At 51.7% G+C, this 19,827-nt stretch carries 16 protein-coding genes; 10 read left to right on the top strand and 6 right to left on the bottom strand.

Features of this window, described 5'->3' with window-relative positions; translation table 11 throughout:
• Positions 1–50 precede the first annotated feature (50 nt).
• Positions 51–4,112 carry an ATP-binding protein gene (locus ACYVAD_RS03540; RefSeq protein WP_461138074.1) on the bottom strand — a complete coding sequence of 1,354 codons (4,062 nt, stop codon included), beginning with the start codon at positions 4,110–4,112 and terminating at the stop codon, positions 51–53.
• 460 nt (positions 4,113–4,572) lie between these two features.
• Here ACYVAD_RS03540 and ACYVAD_RS03535 point away from each other — a divergent pair, with 460 nt between their 5' ends.
• The 9 genes from ACYVAD_RS03535 to ACYVAD_RS03495 all read left to right on the top strand — a co-directional run bounded on the left by ACYVAD_RS03535 (position 4,573) and on the right by ACYVAD_RS03495 (position 14,357).
• Positions 4,573–6,660 (top strand): sensor histidine kinase, encoded by a 2,088-nt coding sequence (locus ACYVAD_RS03535; protein ID WP_461138073.1) that lies wholly within the window; start codon positions 4,573–4,575, stop codon positions 6,658–6,660.
• 29 nt (positions 6,661–6,689) lie between these two features.
• Positions 6,690–7,445 carry a response regulator gene (locus tag ACYVAD_RS03530; protein WP_461138072.1) on the top strand — a complete coding sequence of 252 codons (756 nt, stop codon included), beginning with the start codon at positions 6,690–6,692 and terminating at the stop codon, positions 7,443–7,445.
• A 294-nt stretch (positions 7,446–7,739) separates the two neighbouring features.
• Positions 7,740–8,159 (top strand): curlin repeat-containing protein, encoded by a 420-nt coding sequence (locus ACYVAD_RS03525; protein WP_461138071.1) that lies wholly within the window; start codon positions 7,740–7,742, stop codon positions 8,157–8,159.
• 29 nt (positions 8,160–8,188) lie between these two features.
• Entirely contained in the window at positions 8,189–9,712 is a 1,524-nt protein-coding gene (locus ACYVAD_RS03520) for a hypothetical protein (protein WP_461138070.1), read from the top strand.
• A gap of 72 nt (positions 9,713–9,784) precedes the next feature.
• Complete coding sequence (locus ACYVAD_RS03515; RefSeq protein WP_461138069.1) at positions 9,785–10,342, top strand: hypothetical protein; 558 nt, start codon at positions 9,785–9,787, stop codon at positions 10,340–10,342.
• A gap of 10 nt (positions 10,343–10,352) precedes the next feature.
• Positions 10,353–10,874, top strand: coding sequence for a CsgE family curli-type amyloid fiber assembly protein (locus ACYVAD_RS03510; protein WP_461138068.1), 522 nt, complete (start codon positions 10,353–10,355; stop codon positions 10,872–10,874).
• A 42-nt stretch (positions 10,875–10,916) separates the two neighbouring features.
• Entirely contained in the window at positions 10,917–11,336 is a 420-nt protein-coding gene (locus tag ACYVAD_RS03505; protein WP_461138067.1) for a curli production assembly/transport component CsgF, read from the top strand.
• Between the two features lie 52 nt (positions 11,337–11,388).
• Positions 11,389–12,798: a CsgG/HfaB family protein gene (locus ACYVAD_RS03500; protein ID WP_461138066.1), complete on the top strand. Its 1,410-nt coding sequence runs from the start codon at positions 11,389–11,391 to the stop codon at positions 12,796–12,798.
• A 44-nt stretch (positions 12,799–12,842) separates the two neighbouring features.
• Positions 12,843–14,357, top strand: a complete 1,515-nt coding sequence (locus tag ACYVAD_RS03495) for a carboxypeptidase regulatory-like domain-containing protein (RefSeq protein ID WP_461138065.1) — start codon at positions 12,843–12,845, stop codon at positions 14,355–14,357.
• Positions 14,358–14,409: 52 nt separating this feature from the next.
• Here the strand turns inward: ACYVAD_RS03495 and ACYVAD_RS03490 are convergent, their stop codons facing one another.
• Together ACYVAD_RS03490 and ACYVAD_RS03485 are read right to left on the bottom strand one after the other, a co-directional pair.
• Complete coding sequence (locus ACYVAD_RS03490; RefSeq protein ID WP_461138064.1) at positions 14,410–14,862, bottom strand: DoxX family protein; 453 nt, start codon at positions 14,860–14,862, stop codon at positions 14,410–14,412.
• Positions 14,863–15,031: 169 nt separating this feature from the next.
• Positions 15,032–15,619 (bottom strand): DUF4142 domain-containing protein, encoded by a 588-nt coding sequence (locus ACYVAD_RS03485; protein WP_461138063.1) that lies wholly within the window; start codon positions 15,617–15,619, stop codon positions 15,032–15,034.
• Between the two features lie 240 nt (positions 15,620–15,859).
• Here ACYVAD_RS03485 and ACYVAD_RS03480 point away from each other — a divergent pair, with 240 nt between their 5' ends.
• Positions 15,860–16,774 carry a nucleotidyltransferase family protein gene (locus ACYVAD_RS03480; RefSeq protein ID WP_461138062.1) on the top strand — a complete coding sequence of 305 codons (915 nt, stop codon included), beginning with the start codon at positions 15,860–15,862 and terminating at the stop codon, positions 16,772–16,774.
• 67 nt (positions 16,775–16,841) lie between these two features.
• Here ACYVAD_RS03480 and ACYVAD_RS03475 read toward each other — a convergent pair whose 3' ends face one another.
• The 3 genes from ACYVAD_RS03475 to coaE all read right to left on the bottom strand — a co-directional run bounded on the left by ACYVAD_RS03475 (position 16,842) and on the right by coaE (position 19,826).
• A complete protein-coding gene (locus ACYVAD_RS03475) occupies positions 16,842–17,423 on the bottom strand; it encodes a DUF4136 domain-containing protein (protein WP_461138061.1) in 582 nt (193 codons plus the stop codon).
• Positions 17,424–17,514: 91 nt separating this feature from the next.
• Positions 17,515–19,173 carry an amidase gene (locus tag ACYVAD_RS03470; protein ID WP_461138060.1) on the bottom strand — a complete coding sequence of 553 codons (1,659 nt, stop codon included), beginning with the start codon at positions 19,171–19,173 and terminating at the stop codon, positions 17,515–17,517.
• A 47-nt stretch (positions 19,174–19,220) separates the two neighbouring features.
• Positions 19,221–19,826, bottom strand: coding sequence for a dephospho-CoA kinase (gene coaE, locus ACYVAD_RS03465; RefSeq protein WP_461138059.1), 606 nt, complete (start codon positions 19,824–19,826; stop codon positions 19,221–19,223).
• Position 19,827 lies beyond the last annotated feature (1 nt).

The raw sequence follows: 19,827 nt of genomic DNA, 5'->3' as shown, positions 1-19,827 counted from the left end.
TTGTCAGGGTGGTAAGAGTACGCTAAACCTACTCCATTACTGGCGAAGAATTAAAAATACTCAGTGGGATGCTTACCAAAGCGTTGCTGGTAGGTCTGAGCAAAATGACTGACCTGCCGAAAGCCAACCCGGTGAGCAACCTGTTTAATGGTCGAGACCTGACGTGTTTCCAATAGATAACGAGCTTGCCTAAACCGCGCTTCGGTCAGGTACTGAGTAGGCGTTAGGCCCGTCAGGCGTTTGATTGTTCTATAGAATGTCCGGCGGCTCATGGCTAGCGAATCCGCCAGCTCATCAGCCGTCAGATTGTAGTTGTCCAGACTACTTATCGTCAGCTCCTCCAGTCGTTGGAGTAAACGGGCATCCTCGTCCGAAACGGGGGGCACTGGCTCCCCCGTCGGCTCGTTTTCTACCGGGCTAACGGAGGCCGCCAGCATTGCTGATCGTTCACGCTGATTACGTAATAAAGCACTGATCCGGGCTGTCAATTCGTCTTCGTCGAAAGGCTTCAGCAGATAGTCATCAACGCCAATGCGCAAAGCCTGTAGTTTATCCGCCAGCTCAGCTCGGGCTGTAAGCATGATCACCGGAATCCGACGGTATGACTCATGCGCTTTCAGCGTTTTCAGCAACTGAAAACCGTCCATGACCGGCATCATGATGTCTGAAATGATGAGCGAAGGCGGCTGGGGCATACTGTCTAGTAAGTCGAGTGCTAATTGACCATTGCCAGCTGTTTGCACGATAAGGAACGGTGACAAAATTGTGGTCATATACTCCCGCAGATCAAGATTATCCTCAACCACCAACACGCTGTCCTTGTGTTCTTCGGGTACTGACTGCCTGATTTTTGGGAAAGAACCAATAACGTCGGTAATGGCCGTGGGTGCTGCTTCCGACACGCTGGCAGCGGCCGCTTCGTTTGACAGAATATGTTCTGGGGCTGGAATAATCAGCGTAAACGTGCTGCCTTTCCCCCACTTACTATCGGCCCAGATATGGCCTTGCATCAAACGAACGATTTCCTGACAGAGCGCCAGACCAATGCCCGAACCGCCTTCAATGGAGGCATCTAGCTGTTTGGTCTGAAAAAACCGGTCAAAAACATGCGGTAAATCATCGGGTAATATTCCCCGTCCCGTATCCGATACCGCTACGCGTACTTGGGATTGCTCATAATGCACCGTAACAAGCACCGAGCCGCCGGTAGGTGTAAACTTGAGTGCGTTTGCCAGTAAATTTATGAGCACCTGCCGAAATTTACGCTCATCGAGTTCGATGACAGGGTTGCCATCAATCGGCATGTCGCTGGTCAATTTGATGCCTTCCTGCTGTGCCTGCGAGTCGAAGCTGGCAATTGTGCTATTAATCAGTGATTTCAACTGCACAGGATGCGGATTTACGTCCATTTTTCCCGCATCCAGCTTAGTGAAATCGAGTAGTTGATTGACCAGGCTCAGCAAGTGGCGAGTGTTCCGTTCCGCTGTTCGCACGAGCTGTTCGTCCCGGTTTGTTAGTTGCTGATTTTTCAGGACGCTGTCCAAAGGTCCCAGCATCAGCGACAAAGGGGTCCGCAGCTCGTGGGATACGTTGGCAAAGAACCTGGTTTTTGCCTGGTCGAGATGTTGTAGTTCGTTGGCCTGCCGCTCTCGCAAAATAAGTTCATGCCGTTTGCGATCCTGACGCGTCCGGAATCGAATAAAACCGACCAGCGCCGACATAGCCAGAAGGGTATAGAACCCATACGCCCATTTGCTGGCCCAGAGTGGCGGCTCTATGACAATCGCTAACCGTTTTGTGTGCGAACTCCATTCCCCGGCTCCGTTGGCAGCGTTGACTTGTAGCGTATAATGACCGGGCGGCAATTTTGTGTACGTAGCCGTTGACGGACTACCCATAGTCCAATTATTATCATAGCCTAGTAATTGATACCGGTAGGTAACCCGGTCGGGCTGGTGCGTATTCAAGGCGGCAAACTCGAACGTCAAATAGTTCTGATCGTATGGCAAGACAAGCGTAGATAGCTTGTTGACGGGAGCTGCCAATGGAGAGCGAATGCTGTACTGGTCGACGAGCTTATTGTTGATTCGTAAATCAGTCAGCGCGATTGTTGGTTGCGATTGGTCAGCTTTGATTAGTGCTGGGTCAAACAGCACCCAGCCGTTTAGGCCACCAAAGGCCAGTCGGCCATCTGGCAGCCGCAGGTGATGAAACCGGTTAAATTCATCACCGAGTAACCCATCCGACGTTTTTAGGTTTAAGATCGAATGTCGGATGGGATGAAATCGGCATAAGCCTTTATTGGTAGCGAGCCACAAATAGCCCTGCCGGTCAGCTAGTACCGAGTAAATCGTATTGTTGGGTAATCCCTGAGCAGTAGTAAATCGTTGGTAACGCCCGGTTTTTTTGTCGAAACGGATTAGCCCCTGATAACTACCAATCCAGAGAATATTTGGTCTTGTTGGATCAGGCTCAAGATCGATCAATGACTGACGAGGCTGGTTATCGGCGGCTGAACCAAAGTTAAAGGACTGCACGCGTCGATCTGAAATGCCTACTCGTACGAGTCCATTGCTTATTGTACTTATCCACAGTGCTGTTGAGTCAGCCAGCAGATCATGCGTGAGCGTAGGGGGCAGGGCACTCATCCGACGGCCTTGCAGGGAACGCCATTGGCTTGTTTGGCTATCATACCAAAACGGCTGTCCTGCCTGCGTAACAATCCACAAGCGACCATCAGGGGCTATCGACAAGCCACGCTGTCCGCCTTCCAAAGAAATCTTTACCCGATCAGGAATTGGTGGGAGCAGCGTAAAACGACGAGTAGGAAAATCATAGTATCCAACCTCATCACCCAAACCAATCCACAAATGGCCCTGGCGGTCAAAATCAGAGCGGACCATGTACGAGCTATACATACGAGGTAGCTCTTTGTCAAATGGCCAATGCAGTTCCTTCACCAGCGACAGGTTCATTTCCTGCTGAAAAACGTCCTGACAGAAAATGGTCTGGTAGGCGTACGAGTGTAGGGGAGCGGCTGCCAGATTGATTCGAAGCAGACCCAGCGTATTCCCGCCCATCCATAACACCCCAACCCGGTCGAAGTGCATACCGGTACACCAGACACCCGTCAACAACGTTCCGTTACCGGTCTCGTAGCGCCATGTCGGTATAGCTTGCCCCTGGTCGGTTAATTGGTACACCGTTCCATTAGCTTCTACGTAGTCTTGGCCGGATGGACTGTGAGCCATAAACTGCAGGTCTGATCGCCCGGCGACGGGCGATTGAATCGAGCGGATGGTTCGACGGTCCGGGTTAAAAAAGAACAAATGCGTGCGATCGCCAAAAAGCACTTCGCCGTTGGTACGCAGCAGTGTACTTATTTTTCCGACTGGTAGACCATCGTACCCTTTAGGGGTTTCGTACGGGCTCGGCAACAGAACAGTTTCAAATCGGTTCGTGCTTACGTTCAGCCGGCTAACTCCCTGTTGAGTGATGAACCAGAGTCGCTCTCGCCGATCTAACGTAATCGCCATAACGGTATCCGATGAAAGGTTATGGGTAGCCCGGCGAAATCGAAGGAGCCGTTGCCGATTAAAATCACAACAGAATACACCTTCGTTTTTCAGAGCGCCCCATAAATTACCCTGTTGATCGACCTGGAGTACCCCTCCCAGGGAAAAAGGAAGTTTGAGAATAGCTGCAAAGGCGGGTTGACGGGTCAGGTGCCAGCAGTGGCCCGTCTGCGGGTTGAGCCGGTCGATATCGCCGGTTTCGTATTGAACCCAGATTTCGTTACGTCGCCCCTTCCACAACTTGGCAACCACATTATCAATGGGGGATGTAGGATCATCGGGCCGATGTTGGAAGGCAACAAACTGATGGCCATCATAGCGCGCCAGCCCATCACGGGTACCAACCCAGATGAAACCGTCATCGTCGGAAACAATGTCGGAAACAAAGGCCTGGGGTAAGCCCTGGTCCACGCCAAGGAGTTGCGTGGGAGCCCAGCTTTCCGCTTGTTTCGTTGACTGCCCGCTGAGGTTAACTGATCGAACTAAACCAATTACCAGGAGAAGCCAGAAGCAGGGATAGAAAATATAGCAGCGCATACTGAAACGTGAAGCTATGTTGTCGGTCTACAAGCAACATACAGTCAATGAACGTATAAAAAGCGAAGAAAACATAGAGCTGAAATTCGAAAGTAGACGCTTTTCTCTAAACGGTACATCAAGTATGAGCCAATGGGCTGAGCATGAAAGGGTAACGCAATGAGTACTCAGGCTAATGGGGGAGGTTGGCTCCTTTGCAAAGCTACTCTCGCTAGGGTAGGCAGGTGGTTTCAGCTCTTAAACCATCTATTTGGCACGCTGGTGATGCTTTTTGGCACGTTGGTGACGCTTTTTAGCTGTCTATTTCAGTCCTAAACGGGTGTGTCAGTTAACGTACTACCAGCTTCGTTTTACCGTCGAGTCAGATTAATAATGCCTATTAGCTTGGTGAAAAGTAAAAACTAGATAACGGCTAAGACCTCGGTTCTACCACATCATCTTTTATCCTACTACGCCTATTATGAAAGGGTACCTTTTACTCATCCACAGTCTCGTCCTGTTACTATTACTGGTGGCTCGACCAACGGTGGCCCAGCAACGGAAAATTGATAGTTTGAAGAATGTTCTGGCGCTCCGGTTACCAGATACCATTCGAGCCCAGACGTATTATGACATCGCGAACATTTTTTACAAGCAGAACCAGTCCGACTCGGCCGTCAATTACCTAAAGGCAATGCGGCCGATTTGTCTCCGGGTAAACTATCGACTCGGGCTAGGCGACTATAACCGACTCACGGGGATCATTCAGATGCACCAGGGGCTATTTGAGGAGGCATTGATGTCTTTTCAAAGCGCAACAACGGAATACGCTAAAGTCAACGCGTTGAAATCCGTTGCCATGGTGTACAATAGCCTGGGATTACTTTACAAGATGATGGGGCAGACTCAGGGCGTTCAGGCGTATAGTCGACAGGCGCTTGTCTACACCCAGAAAGCAATTGCGCTCAATGAGCGCCTGAATGTTCCTAAGTCCCTGCGATTAAATTATATCAACATTGGTATCATCTATGAAGACCTGGGTGATAACCAACTGGCGCGGGACTATTTCTACAAAGCGCTGGCTCCCATTGGTCAAACAGAAGTAACGCCCGAAGATGCCCGCATACTCTACAATAATCTGGGTAAGAATTACAATGAGGAAGGCCAGCACCAAAAGGCCATTACTTATCTGGAAAAGGCACTTGCTATAAACCTGCCTCTTAAAAAGACCAGTAGTCTTATTCATAATTACAGGAATATGGCCACGGCCTATGATCGCTTAAAGCAGTCGGATAAAGCCATCGTATACGTAGAAAAAGCCCTGAAACTAAGCGGAGAAGTAAGAGATGCTTCACTAGTTAGTACAGTGTACTGCATCGCGGCTACCGTATACGCCCATGCCAGTCAGTACGACAAGGCTTATGCATCTTTAGTGCGTAACAAGCGAATAGAAGACTCGCTGGTAACTATTGCGAAGACACGTACCATCAGTCAGCTCCAGGGGCGATACGCTACCCAACAGGCAAACGCGCTCGCCACCATTAAAGCCAATCTGGAGCTAGCCAAAACGGAAGCAATCGCCCGGATGGAAGCTCAGAAAGCAAGGCAAATTGCCGCTATTCAGTCAGAAGAGAAACGTCGGGAGGCTCAAATTAAAGCTGCGGCTGATGTCGAAAAGGCAAGAGCCGTGGCCGAATTACGGACTAAGTACGATACACAAAAGAAGGTGCAGCAAATTGCCGAATTAGGCCAGCGTAACCAGGAGCGTTCCCAGCAAATCCAGTATATGACCGGTGGCCTGGGTTTGCTGTTCGTTCTGTTGAGTGCGCTGGTGGGACAGTACACCGTCATTCGGCGGACAAATCTTCGTTTGTCGGTACAAAACGGAATCATTACCGCTAACAGTCAGCAACTGATGAATCAGTCTGATCAGCTACGTACGCTAATGAAGGAGTTGCACCACCGCGTTAAAAATAATCTGGCGATCGTTTCGAGCCTGCTAAAGCTTCAACTCAATCGACTTGATGATGAAAAGGCGATTCAGGCCGTGCGGGTTGGCCAGCAACGGGTTGAAGCCATGTCGTTGATTCATCAGCGGCTTTACCAGACCGATCAACTCACAGCCGTCAACATGGCCGAATACCTCTCCGACCTCGCCGATAGCCTGATGCGGGCCTATGGCTATCAGCCCGATGAGTTCGATCTTCAACTCAACGTTGATCTCCCAGAACTGGACGTTGATGTGGCTATTCCGCTAGGACTGATTGTCAATGAGCTTGCTACCAATGCCTTTAAGTATGCCTACTGCGATAATCAGCGGCCATTGTTACGTATCAATCTATTGCAAAATAAAAACAGCACCGGCGGTGGTATGATGCTCGAAGTGCAGGACAACGGGCCTGGTATCGAAGCTCGCGACTGGCAGGGCGCTAACAAACCCAGGTCATTCGGTAAACGGTTGATCATATCGCTCAGCGAACAATTGGACGGGCGGGGCGAATGGCTCAAACAGAATGGTACACTCTTTCGCCTGTCCTTTCCAGCTAGTCGTCTGACTACTGCATCGTAGACATAATCACTTTCTTCTTTACAACGCACATGAATCCTGTAGAACGAATTCAAATATTGATCGTTGAAGACGAACCCATCTTAGCGATGGACCTTTCCGATACCCTAGAGGCCGAGGGGTACTGCGTGGTCGGCGTCGCTAACAATGGCCCTAAGGCACTTCAGCTGTTTAACAGTCAGTCGGTTGATCTTATTCTGTGTGATATTATGATCAAAGGCGAGTGGGATGGTATTGAAACCATTCGTCAGCTAACGGCTAAACGCGCTGTCCCCATTATTTACCTGACCGCACTAACCGATCGTGATACGCTGGAGCGAGCTAAACAAACGTACCCCGCTGCGTACCTGAACAAGCCCTGGCAATTAACGAGTCTGCGGACGGCTATTGAACTAGCTATCCATAATGCTACGTTACGGATACCGCCGATTGCTGCCGACCGCGATAGCAGTAATCGAGAAGCGCTGCTCCAGATTAATAATTACCTGTATATCCGGCAAAACTACCAGTTCGTCCGGATCGACATGAACGAGCTACTTTATCTGGAAGCCGACAACTCCTACACGAAGCTGGTAACCTCGGGCCGGAAGTATATAATCAGGTTGACCCTGAGTAATATCCTGGATCGGGTAAATCAGGCATGCCTGGTGCGCATTCATCGATCATACGCTGTCAATATCAACTATGTCGAGTCATTCAACGATGTAGAGGTAAGCGTCGGACCTCAGTTTATCCCCCTGAGTCGAAGCTGCAAAGACGATTTCATGCGTCAATTTCTACACCGCTGATCAACTCCCTCCCAAAACTCAACCATTCACTTACCACAGGTCGTCGTTCACCGCTTTTCTTCAGCACGATAGCGGAGAGTCAGATAATTTTGATTCATCAACTGAGCAAATCCTAACCCATTTTTTACGTACTCTCTGTCATCAAGTGGACGTTCTGTTATTCTTGTTTATAAGATACTCATATGATTAACTAGTAATTATCTAAGGAATTGAATAGCGTAAAAACACAGCGTTTGTATTCGATCCACTCAGTATCCAATGAGTGAATTGAACACCTTAAATCCGTAATGAAGCATGGAAAAACGTACACTTATTCCGCTCCTCTTACTCTCAGGTACTTCCGTTCTCGCCCAAAATAGTGTCACGATCAGTCAGACGGGTGGTTCAGGAAATTTGGCATCCGTTACCCAATCGGGCAACGGGAACAGCGTCAGCATCAGCCAGCAAGGTGGTGCCGTCGCCGATGGCAGTAAGCCCGGTAACCGGGTGAGTCTGCGGGTGCCGAAAGGCACCGAAACGACGATCAGCCAGCACAACCGTGGCGACGGACCGTTTGGCCCTAACACGGTCGAGATTTCGCAGGAGGGTCAAGCGACGGCGACGATCAGTCAGTCGTCTGAGACGGGCGAAAACTTTATTCACTCACTCCCGGCATCCTCATCTACCCAGCCGAAAAACCGGTCGTCTAATCGGAAAAATCGGCGGAAACAGTAACCTTCTTTACCATTTATTTTCTCTAACTCATGAAAAAAGTACTTCTTACCGGATCCGCTTTGCTGGCTTTTGCCGCAGCAGGCTTTGCCCAGACCAACACCACAACCACCAACCAGGTCGGCAATAGTCAGACGGTTTCCCAGACCCAAACGGGTAACTATCTGAAATCGACCATCAGCCAGGACAGGCAGGGTGGGTCGAACGTGGGCAACTACGCCATGACCAGCCAGACCAGTACCGGGTCGGCTGGTAACGAAGCCACCATCCAGCAGAACCTGAATGCGGTCTCGAACCGGGCCTCAGTCTCGCAGTCGGGTGGCACGGGTAACAAAGGAACCGTTCAGCAAAACAACGGCAGTGGTGGCGGTTCGCTGGCGGTGACGGGAGCCACTGCGGAAGCCGATGTAACAAAAGCGGGCGGTAACTGGGCCGACATCATGCAGAAAGGCAGCAACAATACCAACACGTACATTTACCAGAACAATACTTCATCCAGTAACTCGGCCAAAATCAATCAGTACGCTAGCAGCAGCCGCCAGACATCGGTTGACCAGTCGAACGAGTCGGCCCGCAACGTCGCTACGATTGACCAGGGAACGTCCAGCGCACCGGTTACGGCAAACCAGGCCACTGTTAGCCAGCAAGGTAAGAGTAATGACAACCAGGCGGCCATCATCCAGACCACAACGGGTAACGTCGCGTTCGTGAAGCAGGATGACGTGTCGAACAAGAACCAGACGACCATCAAGCAGATTCAGGGGTCTTACGAGAGTGCGTATGTGTATCAGGGAGCGAACGCGACGAGCAACATGGTCGACGTGACCCAGCGCGGTTTTGGGGATTTTGTGAACATTCATCAGGAGCGTAGCAGCACTGGCAACAAGGCCACGGTCAGTCAGCTAGCGGGTACGTCTGGTGGAACGGTGAACGTGAATCAAACGGATCAGGCAATTGACAATGTTGCGACGGTAACGCAGAGTGGTCTACAGAATACGGCGACTGTTAATCAGACGGATAACGCCCGCCGTGACCAGGCCACCATTGTACAGGGCGGTACTACCAACCAGGCAACGATCAACCAGAAGAATGCATTCGATAACAACGCGAGTATCGATCAGAAGGGGATTTCGAACAAGGCGACCATCACGGAGTTTTACGCGGATAACAACACAGCCACGATCACCCAGAACTTAGTGCGGACCAATGGGGGGGGTAACACAGCCGAAATCCTGCAGGGCGATGGTACATCGGCCAAATATAGCTTCGGCAATAAAGCAACGATCAACCAGGATTATAGCAATAATACGGCGAAGTTGAAACAGTATGGATATACGAATCAGGCGACGTTGACGCAGATGATCGGCGATAATAATGTGATCAAAGGACTTGGTGATAACCCGTATGCGCTCCAGCAGGGTAATAACAACGTTCTGACTGTGACGCAGAACTCGGGGATTCAGGGTGCGGCCGGTGGGTATGTTCCCAACGTTGCCAACGTCAGCCAGATCGGAAACGGCAACATGATCACCATCAGCCAGACCGGAACTAACTAGTAACTATCGGGTCTAAACAGGCCTTGGCCGGCAGGCAGTCTGCCGACCAAGGCTTACGTATCAGCTAATCTCATGCTCCTCCGCACCTTCTTTCTGTTACTGGTCACAGGCTCGGTGGGGTGGGCTCAGACCGACCCCGCCAGGTCGCCGGAGGTATTTTGGCAACTGACGAACAGCAGTGCTCCTGTCACAAACGCCCCGGCCAATGAGATCACACTCCAGCAGGCGGGGGCCGGCAATCAGGCTACCATAGCAGTCCTTGGCGCACAAAACCAAATCAGTCTGACGCAGATGGCCAGCGCGAACGTGGCTACGGTCCAACTGACGGGTCGGGCTAACCAGCTCCAACTCAACCAGGACGGTGGTGGTAATCGGTTCAGCTTGGGGCTCGACGGCAGCAACAACCAACTGCGCGTCAGTCAGAGCGGGGGCGATGTCGTGAGCCTACTGGGGTTGTCCGGCAGCAACGCCCGCCTTGACCTGATTCAACGGAACGGTAACAACACGATCATAGCCGATGGATTAACCGTTCCCGTTCCCTCGGCAGGTATGGGCGTGGCCAATCTCAAAGTCGAACAGTCGGGTGGGGCAACCGTACGCATCCAAAACGGGCCGGTGATTAGACCATAACAGACGACGTATGCGCTGGATTTTTTGCCTAGTTACGGGTTGGCTGCTGCTGTTTGGCTACGGATGTTACGCCCAGGACCCTGATCTGGAGGGTCGACTCGAAGAAGCTGTCATGGACGAAACGGTGGTGGAAGAGGAAGGAACGCAGACGCTAATGCTGGATCAGACACGCAGTAAGATCGGCCGGGATTTTTACGAAGCCTTTTTTAAACGCTACGCCGAACTGCCCAAAGCTCCCGGCCTGCCTGCGCCAACCGACTCAACCCAGCGTATCGAACCCAATCTCGAACTTGACCTAACGGCTTTCGTCGTCACGATTGACGAGTTACCGGCTTTCGGCGTTGGCACCACCGTCATCGTTGTGTCGCTTAACGAGCAGGTGCTTTGGCAGAATTACGTACAGGCCCGCCCCGACATTTTGGAGGCTTATGCGTTCGACGCTGCCGAGATGATCAACCAATACGTCGTGAATTATCAGGAGGTGCAACGCTCACTCGAAAACGACGACCAACGTGGCTCAGGTATTTTTTGAGTGCGTAGCTACCAATCATCAACAGTCAAACAGGTATCATCTATGCATAAATGTTTGCTCCTTTTGCTGGGACTGACGCTAATGACCACCGTCGGCTACAGCCAGAGCTTCGTCTACCGGCCGAATAATCCCAACTTCGGTGGCAATACGTTCAATTACGCCTGGCAACTCAGCTCGGCCCAAGCGCAGGACCGGACCACCGACCCAACGGCCAAGAAAAACGCGATCGGTACGACGCAAACCAGTACGCTTGATAGCTACGCGCAGAGCCTTCAAAGCCAGTTATTGAGCCGCATCACCAGTAACCTCATCAGCAAGCAGTTTGGCGAGTCAACGCTAAAGCCGGGTAGCTACACGTTCGGCGATTTCCAGGTAGAAATCAGTAACGGAACCAATGGTGTGGTCGTACGGATCGTCGATGGAAAGGGGGGAGAAACCTCCATTACGGTGCCGTATTTCTGATGTTTCCCGAGTAAGCTACCTCTAACCTCTCCTCCATAATAACCTTTTTTATATGTTGACCCACTGCCTGCTCCGTCTGCTGGCGATGACTACGCTCGTGAGTCTGCTGAGCAGTTGCACCGCATTTTTCTATCAGCCTACCGGCCCCCGGCGGGCGCGGTTGGGTGAAGAAACTCCCGCTACCCAGACCCTGCATCAGTTGCCTCCCGCCAAGGAAAAAATCGTCGCGGCTGTCTACAAATTCCGTGATCTGACAGGCCAGTACAAACAGACCGAAACCGGGACGGGTTTCTCCACCGCCGTTACCCAGGGCACGACGAATATTCTGCTGAAGGCGCTTGAAGAAAGCGGCTGGTTTGTACCCATCGAGCGGGAGAACGTAAGCAACCTGCTCAATGAACGTAAAATTGTCCGGTCGAGCGTAGCGCAGTTTAAAGACGGCGAGAATCTGCCCCCGTTGCTCTTTGCGGGTATTATTCTGGAAGGCGGGGTGGTGTCTTACGACGCCAACATCATCACCGGTGGTGGTGGGCTGCAATACTTCAGCGCTGGTGGTTCGGCTCAGTACCGGCAGGATCGGGTAACCGTATACCTGCGGGCCGTAGCGACAAAAACCGGGAAGATTCTCAAGACGATCTACACGTCCAAAACCATTCTGTCGCAATCAGTCAACGCTAGCCTGTTTCGCTATGTTACGTTCAAACGCCTGCTGGAAACAGAAACGGGCCTGACGATCACCGAACCCGGGCAGATGGCCGTGACAGAAGCCATCGAGAAAGCCGTGGAAGGATTGATCGTAGAAGGCGTACGTGACGGCTTGTGGGCTGCGGCTGATAACGAAGCCGGTCCGATGAAGACAGTGATCGACGCTTACGAGGGCGAGAAAACACGGATGAGCGAAACCGACGTGTACGGAATGCGGCCCGAAATCAACGCCCCCCTGTTTACAATACAACCCTACGCCGGCGCTATGCGCTACTACGGAGACTACGCCCGGCGTAGCATAACAGGGATGTACGGTGCGTCGCTGGGCGTGAATTTTACGTCAAAGTTCGGCGTCCAAATCAACGGGGCTACCGGCCTGCTGTCCAGTGAAGGCGCTTTCGCGACGCGTATTGCTTCGCTGGAGGGAAACTTGGTGTTCGTTCCTATGCCCTTTCAGCGCTGGTCGTCTCTGCTTTTTGTGGGGGCCGGAGTGATATCACGAACGGGAACGTCATTTACCAACTGGCAGGGCGGACGTCATATGCAGGCGCAGGGTGGCTTAGGGGTTCAATATAGAGCCGGTGACCTCATTGGCTTTCGGTCGACAATATCATACAACCAGCCTTTCACGGACGCCTTGGACGGTATGGTGGCTGGTACGCGCAATGATTATTACCTGCGGGGCACGCTGGGGATCACGTTGAATCTCGGCAGCATCTTCCGCCCCAAACCGACTCGCATCACGAGAAAGAACTAGCTCTGTATTTCCTTCATCAGCCTCCGCTCTTGTACTAGCCTCTTATGAAATCGCTTTTCTCATTTCTAACTCTGTTTGTAGTGCTTTTTGGTTTGCTAGGCTGCAACGAGGAAACGTTTATCGATCCCGTTCAACTGACATCCGTGCGGGGCCGGGTGCTGTATAGCGTCAATCAGCAACCAATACGTAACGCCACGATCAAACTGACGCCTGGCAATCGGGTGGTAGCAACTGACTCGGCCGGTGCGTTTCGCTTCGACAGCGTCTTGGTTGGTAACTACACTGTGCAAGCATCGAAAACTGGTTACGGTACGCAGGTCGCTACGGTGGCGGCAGTGGTGGGGACATTGCCAATCGTGACGCTGCTCCTGACCGACGACAAAACGCAGAACCGCCCACCAACCACGCCAACGCTGATAGCGCCGGCCCTGAACAGCACCGCTCAGTCGACAACGCTTACGCTCAAGTGGCAGTCGACAGATCCTAATCGGGATACGTTGACCTATAGTGTGTTGCTGTACAAATCAGGAGCCGCAACGCCCACAGCGTCTTACACAGGCTTGGCTGCGGATTCGCTTGTCGTTAGTGGACTTGATTACAATACGACCTATCTATGGCAGATTATTGTCAGCGATAAAATCAACACGGTGAACGGTCCGATCTGGTCGTTCCAGACGAGGACGTATCCGGAGTACAGTTACATATTTGCCCGACGCATGAACGGACGGTTTCAGATCTTTGGCGCAACGGCGGACGGAGTTGTCAATCAGCTTACCCGCGAGGGCAGTAACTGGCGACCAATTGTTAGCCCTAACCGGCAGAAAATTGCGTTTATCTCCAACACAGATACTGAGTTGCAACTCTACCTGATGAATCTGGATGGAAGTGGTCGGCAGCAGGTAACGTCGGTACCGATTGCCGGATTGTCAGCGGCCGACTTGTCGTTCTGCTGGTCCCCCGATGGTACGCAGCTACTCTACCCCAGTAACGACCGGCTTTACGTCGTCCGCACCGACGGAACAGGGTTGCGGGCTGTGGCGCAGGCTAGTAGCGGCCGTGTCTGGGCTGGTTGCGACTGGACACCGCAGGGGAATCGGATTGCTGCTCGCTCTACCGGCACCGGTTTGTACGATAACGAACTAAGTGTTTTCTCGCCCGATGGGAGCGACAATCGGGTTGTTTATACACGACGCCGTGCCCGAGTAGGCAATCCGGCGTTTTCGGTGAACGGTCGACAACTGGTGTTCTCTGCCGACTCAACGGATTTCCAGAACGAGCAGGGGCGACAGCTTGATGCCCGCCTTTACCGGCTTGACCTGAGTTCAGCAGCCATCACGGATTTATCGCGCTCGCAAACGAGCAGCAGCGGGTCGGGGCAGGCTAACAAACCGGCGGGGACGAACGACCTGGAGCCCCAGTTCTCGCCTAACGGAGCGTACCTCATTTTTACAAATACAGACAACACGGGAACAGGGCAGCGTAGCGTGTATGTCGCTGACGCTGATGGTCGCAACCGAAGACTTGTACTGCAACAAGCCGAGATGGCTTACTGGCGATGAAGCATAAGATAGATCTTTTTGCTGTACTATAAAACGGAGTTCCCTCGTGTGACTACACAGCATCTTTTGTTAATGCTGCGTCCACACTGGCTTTTCCTCCTCCGGCAATGAGTGTAATTAAGGTCAAGCCAAAGAGCAGAATAAAATACTCAAGGCCTTCTTCCTTGTTGGCTTCGGCGTACCAATTCATGAAGAAGCCGCTGTTTAAATGGGAGGTCAAAACGACGCCGATAAAATTCCCCAGGATACCCAGAGCGGCTACTCGTGTGGCTGCCCCGGCGATGAGCATCAACGAACCGAAGAATTCGATAAGGATTACTAGTAAGGCTATGATCCAGGGGAGACCAACTGAGCCAGTTAAGAAATCCATTGTACCGGCGAAACCAGAGCCGCCGAACCAACCCAGTAATTTTTGGGCTCCGTGCGGAAAAACCACGATTCCTAGAGCCAGACGAGCAATCAATGGTGTTAAGCTAGCCGGGTTGGTCAACAATATTTTCTTCATGCTACCGCAATAGGGAGATTACGTGACGCTTCAGTGCATCCGTCTGAAAGATCGTATTTTATGGATAATTCATCCTGTGCCGGCTTACAAATCTTTCCTGGGTCGTTTGTGGCTACACTATGCCTAGGCTGTAGAAGGAACCGGTGGTTCCGTAATAAATAGGGGGCGCTTAATCCAATGCGTTTTTTGACTGCTTGGCGCGGTCATAAAGATCCTTGTTGCTGCTCTTGGCTTCTTTGGCAAATTTCTTTACGTCGTCGGTTGGTGCAGTATCGGCCAGATCGTCACTAACGTCAACCATTTTGTCGGTGAGTTTCGTCATGTAGTCTAAGTATTCGAGATCGAAAGCCGTACCGCGCTCAAGACCATTGAGCTTATCGATCAGCTTTTTTCCATCATTTGATTGCTCGACTGGCAGAAGTACGTTGATTTGTTTCGCCAGTAATCGAAGCTGACGGTCATCCTGCTGATGCGCCTGCATCGTTTGCTGGGCGAGCGAGCGCACCTCTGGGTTTGTCGCTTTTTGACTGGCAATCCGGCAGAGTTCCAGGCTGGTAGTTTGATCCGCCGAAAGCTGAACTATGTATTTGGCAACACGCTTGGCATCTTCTTTCGCGTCTGATCCCATCGCAATGGCCTGCTTCTCGATTCGTTCGTCGTTCAGTTGTTCCGCTTTGTCGGTGCTGTTGTTGCCCGAACAATTATAGAGAGTTATCGTGCTGGCTAACAGAGCCAGACTTAAGAAATGGCTTTTCATGATTCTGATGGTTAATCGTGTAAACGTAACGGCTGCCCGCGCGTCTTGTTCGGGAAACTGAACAATTACCGCCAGAGGCCGTATAGTAGAAAGGAAAGCTTCCTATCTCTCTATGAGCGTGGCGGTCGCTAGATAATGCCACGGCTGTAGGTAGCCGAATGCCTTTTTTATAATTTTGACGGTGCACTGCCTGTATCCATTGGTACGGGTAGGCTTCAAACTGAATCTCTGACACAGACAATGCAACCAACCCTTCTGATTCTGGCGGCTGGTATCGGCAGCCGATACGGTGGCGTTAAACAACTTGACAAATTCGGCCCCAACGGCGAAACCATCATCGACTACTCCCTTCACGATGCCATCCGGGCGGGTTTTGGTAAGGTCGTTTTCATTATCCGCGAAGAATTGAAAGCTGATTTTGACGATGTGTTCGCTGGCAAACTAGCCGGTAAAATCGAGGTTGATTACGCTATTCAGGCACTGGACTCGTTCGTTCCCGCCGAACTTGCTCCCGTTATCGATCGTAAGAAACCCTGGGGAACGGGGCATGCGATGCTTTGCGCTAAAGACCATACTCATACGCCTTTTGCGGTTATCAACGCCGATGATTTCTACGGCTTTGAAGCCTTTAAACTCATCAGTGATTTTCTCCAGAATGATACCGACGATTCGCTGCACGCCATGGTTGGCTACGAGGTGAAAAAGACCCTATCGGAGAACGGATCGGTGTCCCGGGGAATCTGCAGCGTTCAGGAAGATGGTAACCTGGCGTCAGTGATCGAACGGACCAAGATTTACGAAGAAAAAACGGGTGAAACCAGCGGGCGGATTGTCTTTGAAGAAGGCGAAGGACTAACAGATCTTGATCCAGAGACAATCGTTTCCATGAATTTTTGGGGTTTCAAACCTAGCGTGTTTCCCTTATTGGAGCAACAGTTCGAAAGCTTCGCTTACGCTAATATCGATTCGCCAAAATCGGAGTTTTATATTCCGACCGTCATGACGAACCTGATCCAGACGGAGACGGGGCGCTGCAAAGTATTCCGGAGCAGCTCTACCTGGTTTGGTGTTACGTATCCGGATGATAAACCGAAAGTACAGGCGGCTCTTCAAAAACTATACGACGAAAAAGCATACCCGGAAAAACTGTTCTAATCCGACTGTCTATAAACGCAAGAGCCCCGACCAGTTTGATCGGGGCTCTTGCGTTTATGCAATTAGTCTATTCGCTTTTCTCACCTTTGCCAGGAAACTCTTCGATGATTTTCTCAACCTGGTTTGCCAATGTTTTCTCGATCTGGGCTGGATTGCCAACGGCATTTTCTACCGATCCGCGCCAGACCAGTCGACGAGATTTTGCGTCGACCATATCAACAACTACCGTTCCAGACTTGTATTGCTCCTGGTAATACTGCTGACCACCGAAGCCCCACCAGCCGGGTCCCCAGCCACCGTAGCCCCAACGCCCCCAGCCCACATAAGGACCGTAGATAGGCGAAGCTGGAGCTGCTACCGTACGTGTTTTATCTTCTACGAAGAAATGGTAGCCTACCAACAGATCCGGTCTGGCACTAACCGGCTTCAGGCCTTTTTCTGATAACACCTTCGACATTGTATTCTCGACGTTTTCGGTTGCCAGTTGGTTGTAATAAAGTGGGTTTTCACCCGCTTTTATGTCTGAATCCATCCAGGCGTAGGTCTTGTACTTGCCGAAATTTACGCTGTTGTTTTTGTCTACTGTCACCCTGGGTGAGCAGGCATAGATTACGCTCAGTAATCCAACAATCATCAGTATCCTTTTCATAACGTTGTTTATCGTTCGTCTAATAAACTACATGGTTAATGGAAAGGTTTGCCGGTTGCTGGGCGTATTTGATGTTGCTTAGAATGCTGATCTACCGTAGCGTGGGGTGCTTTTTATGCCAATCGGTTGCGTCCTGATAAACCTTGGCAACCGCCAGTAATTTGCCTTCTTCGTAGAGCTGTCCCATGAACGTAATACTGCTGGGCGTCTGCTGCTGATTGAAACCATTCGGTAACACTACACAGGGATGACCGGTCAGGTTCGTCAACGTCAGATTGCCACCCGCGTAAGTCGGGGAGATGTACACATCAACCTTAGCCGTCTTGAGGACCGTTGCCATATCGTTGATGAGTTTGGTACGGGCCCGATTCGCCTGTATGTACTCCACTGCCGGAACCGCTCGCGCCGATCGGAATGCATTTGGCCAGGCGTTTTTTGTCTGCTGGGTCAGCAGATCGTCGCGGCCAGAACGGGTCAGTTCATCAAACGCAGCGGCCGCTTCAACGCCCAGCAGGAACGAAATCCGGCCGGCTGGTACATTGGTTGGTAGATCAAATGGGACAAGCTCGGCCCCGAGTTGACGTAACGTTTGTAAGGTCAGTGAGTCATTTGCTTTGGTTGCGTAGTTGCTGTCGAACGCTTTTTTCACGTAACCGATCCGAACGCCTTTCAGGGTTGTCAGTGTCGCGTAACGAAAGGGGACGTGCTGAACGGTTAAATCATGGCCGTCGGGGCCGTAAATAGCGTTAAACACTAACGCACAATCTTCAACCGACCGGGCAATGGGACCGATTTTATCCATACTCCAGCTCAGGGCCATTGCCCCGTGGCGGCTGACACGCCCAAACGTTGGCCGTAAGCCCGTCGTGCCACAAATTGTGGAGGGTGATACGATAGAACCCAGTGTTTCGGTGCCGATAGCGAAGGGAAGCAACCCGGCCGCTACGCTCGAAGCTGACCCCGCCGAGGAGCCGCTGGAGCCGGTCTCGGGTTTCCAGGGATTACGGGTTTTGCCACCGAACCAGACATCGCCCATGGCCAGCGCGCCCAGCGTCATTTTGCCGCATAACACGGCACCCGCTTCTTCTAATTTCCGGATGACCGTAGCGTCCATATTGATCGTCTGGTCTTTGTACGGTGTAGCGCCCCAGGTCGTTTTGTAACCCGACTTAGCCAGCAGATCTTTGGCACCATACGGAATGCCATGCAGTGGACCCCGGTATTTTCCCTGTTTCAGCTCGGCGTCGGCTCGTTTGGCCTGTTCCAGCGCGAGTTGCTCGGTAATAGAGACGGTGCAGTAAAGCTGCGGACTGTATTTTTTCAGGCGATCTAGAAAGAACTGCGTCAGCTCGAGCGACGTAATCTGCTTCGTCCGAATGAGTTCACTGAGCTGAGTAACCGTGTAAAAGGGGAGTTCAGCGCGATTCAACGTCAGCTTGCTAACTGGCGATGCCTTGAAGGACGATGGTCCCGAAGGAAGCTTGAACCCATCGGGCAATGGGTTGAACAGCAGGGCAGGCGCTACGTCGTTCGGTAGATCGATTTTACGTAGTGCTTCATAGTCTTTCCGGTAATTGTTGAGGTTACCGAGCATCGAATCTCGCTCGGCGGGCGTGAAGTCCAGATCGATGATCTGACCAAGGACGGCCACCATGTCGCTGGTAATTGGCTTTTTGTCATCGGAGGTACTGGCAGCACCGAGCAGGAAGCTGCCCGTACAGGCAGCTAGTAGTACGTAAAGTCGTTTCATGCAGCAGGTTGTTAATGAGCTGCCTAAAATACGATCTAAACGTATCGCTATTGAGATGTTCCGGAGAAAAGGGAGTGCAACGCCAAAACCTGTGGCAGTAATAGTCGACTTTCATCATTATCGATGACATAATCGGCTAACAGTAGCCTTTCCTCATCGCTGATCTGACGCTGGATGATGTTCCGTATTTCCGCTTCTGAACGATGGGGGTCGCGCTGGCGAGTGCGGGCAATGCGTACATTCAGCGGGGCTTGTACCACAATGACTTTGTCTAGCCCGCTGGCTGGTCCAGCCTCTTTCATGATAGCCGCTTCCTTAACAACGTAAGGTCTACCCGAATGCTGCTGAACCCACTGTGCTGTATCAGCCTGGACGCGGGGGTGAATGACACCGTTTAGCTGACTCAGCAGCTCTGGATTTGAAAAAACCTGAGCTGCTACCCAGCCGCGGTTATAATGACCGGCTGCGTCGTACGCATCCCGACCCAGCACCCGTACAATGTCGGCCTTGAGGATGGGATCGTGCTCTGTGAGCCATTTTGCGCGCTCATCGGCCACGTAGATCGGCGCGCCGAGCATTTGAAACACTTGGCAAACAACGCTCTTCCCCGAACCAATTCCCCCAGTTACACCAATTTGAAGTGGAGTTTTCATG

The sequence above is a fragment of the Spirosoma pomorum genome (assembly GCF_054776615.1).
The sequence above is the reverse complement of the archived record's forward strand: the minus strand, read 5'-3'. Positions and strand labels throughout refer to the sequence as shown.

What these genes read in the sequence shown, in the direction of transcription:
- coaE (WP_461138059.1), bottom strand. Translation starts at nt 19,826, where the DNA reads ATGAAAACTCCACTTCAAATTGGTGTAACTGGGGGAATTGGTTCGGGG.
- ACYVAD_RS03480 (WP_461138062.1), top strand. Translation starts at nt 15,860, where the DNA reads ATGCAACCAACCCTTCTGATTCTGGCGGCTGGTATCGGCAGCCGATAC.
- ACYVAD_RS03490 (WP_461138064.1), bottom strand. Translation starts at nt 14,862, where the DNA reads ATGAAGAAAATATTGTTGACCAACCCGGCTAGCTTAACACCATTGATT.
- ACYVAD_RS03505 (WP_461138067.1), top strand. Translation starts at nt 10,917, where the DNA reads ATGCATAAATGTTTGCTCCTTTTGCTGGGACTGACGCTAATGACCACC.
- ACYVAD_RS03470 (WP_461138060.1), bottom strand. Translation starts at nt 19,173, where the DNA reads ATGAAACGACTTTACGTACTACTAGCTGCCTGTACGGGCAGCTTCCTG.
- ACYVAD_RS03500 (WP_461138066.1), top strand. Translation starts at nt 11,389, where the DNA reads ATGTTGACCCACTGCCTGCTCCGTCTGCTGGCGATGACTACGCTCGTG.
- ACYVAD_RS03540 (WP_461138074.1), bottom strand. Translation starts at nt 4,112, where the DNA reads ATGCGCTGCTATATTTTCTATCCCTGCTTCTGGCTTCTCCTGGTAATT.
- ACYVAD_RS03515 (WP_461138069.1), top strand. Translation starts at nt 9,785, where the DNA reads ATGCTCCTCCGCACCTTCTTTCTGTTACTGGTCACAGGCTCGGTGGGG.
- ACYVAD_RS03495 (WP_461138065.1), top strand. Translation starts at nt 12,843, where the DNA reads ATGAAATCGCTTTTCTCATTTCTAACTCTGTTTGTAGTGCTTTTTGGT.
- ACYVAD_RS03510 (WP_461138068.1), top strand. Translation starts at nt 10,353, where the DNA reads ATGCGCTGGATTTTTTGCCTAGTTACGGGTTGGCTGCTGCTGTTTGGC.
- ACYVAD_RS03475 (WP_461138061.1), bottom strand. Translation starts at nt 17,423, where the DNA reads ATGAAAAGGATACTGATGATTGTTGGATTACTGAGCGTAATCTATGCC.
- ACYVAD_RS03525 (WP_461138071.1), top strand. Translation starts at nt 7,740, where the DNA reads ATGGAAAAACGTACACTTATTCCGCTCCTCTTACTCTCAGGTACTTCC.
- ACYVAD_RS03530 (WP_461138072.1), top strand. Translation starts at nt 6,690, where the DNA reads ATGAATCCTGTAGAACGAATTCAAATATTGATCGTTGAAGACGAACCC.
- ACYVAD_RS03535 (WP_461138073.1), top strand. Translation starts at nt 4,573, where the DNA reads ATGAAAGGGTACCTTTTACTCATCCACAGTCTCGTCCTGTTACTATTA.
- ACYVAD_RS03520 (WP_461138070.1), top strand. Translation starts at nt 8,189, where the DNA reads ATGAAAAAAGTACTTCTTACCGGATCCGCTTTGCTGGCTTTTGCCGCA.
- ACYVAD_RS03485 (WP_461138063.1), bottom strand. Translation starts at nt 15,619, where the DNA reads ATGAAAAGCCATTTCTTAAGTCTGGCTCTGTTAGCCAGCACGATAACT.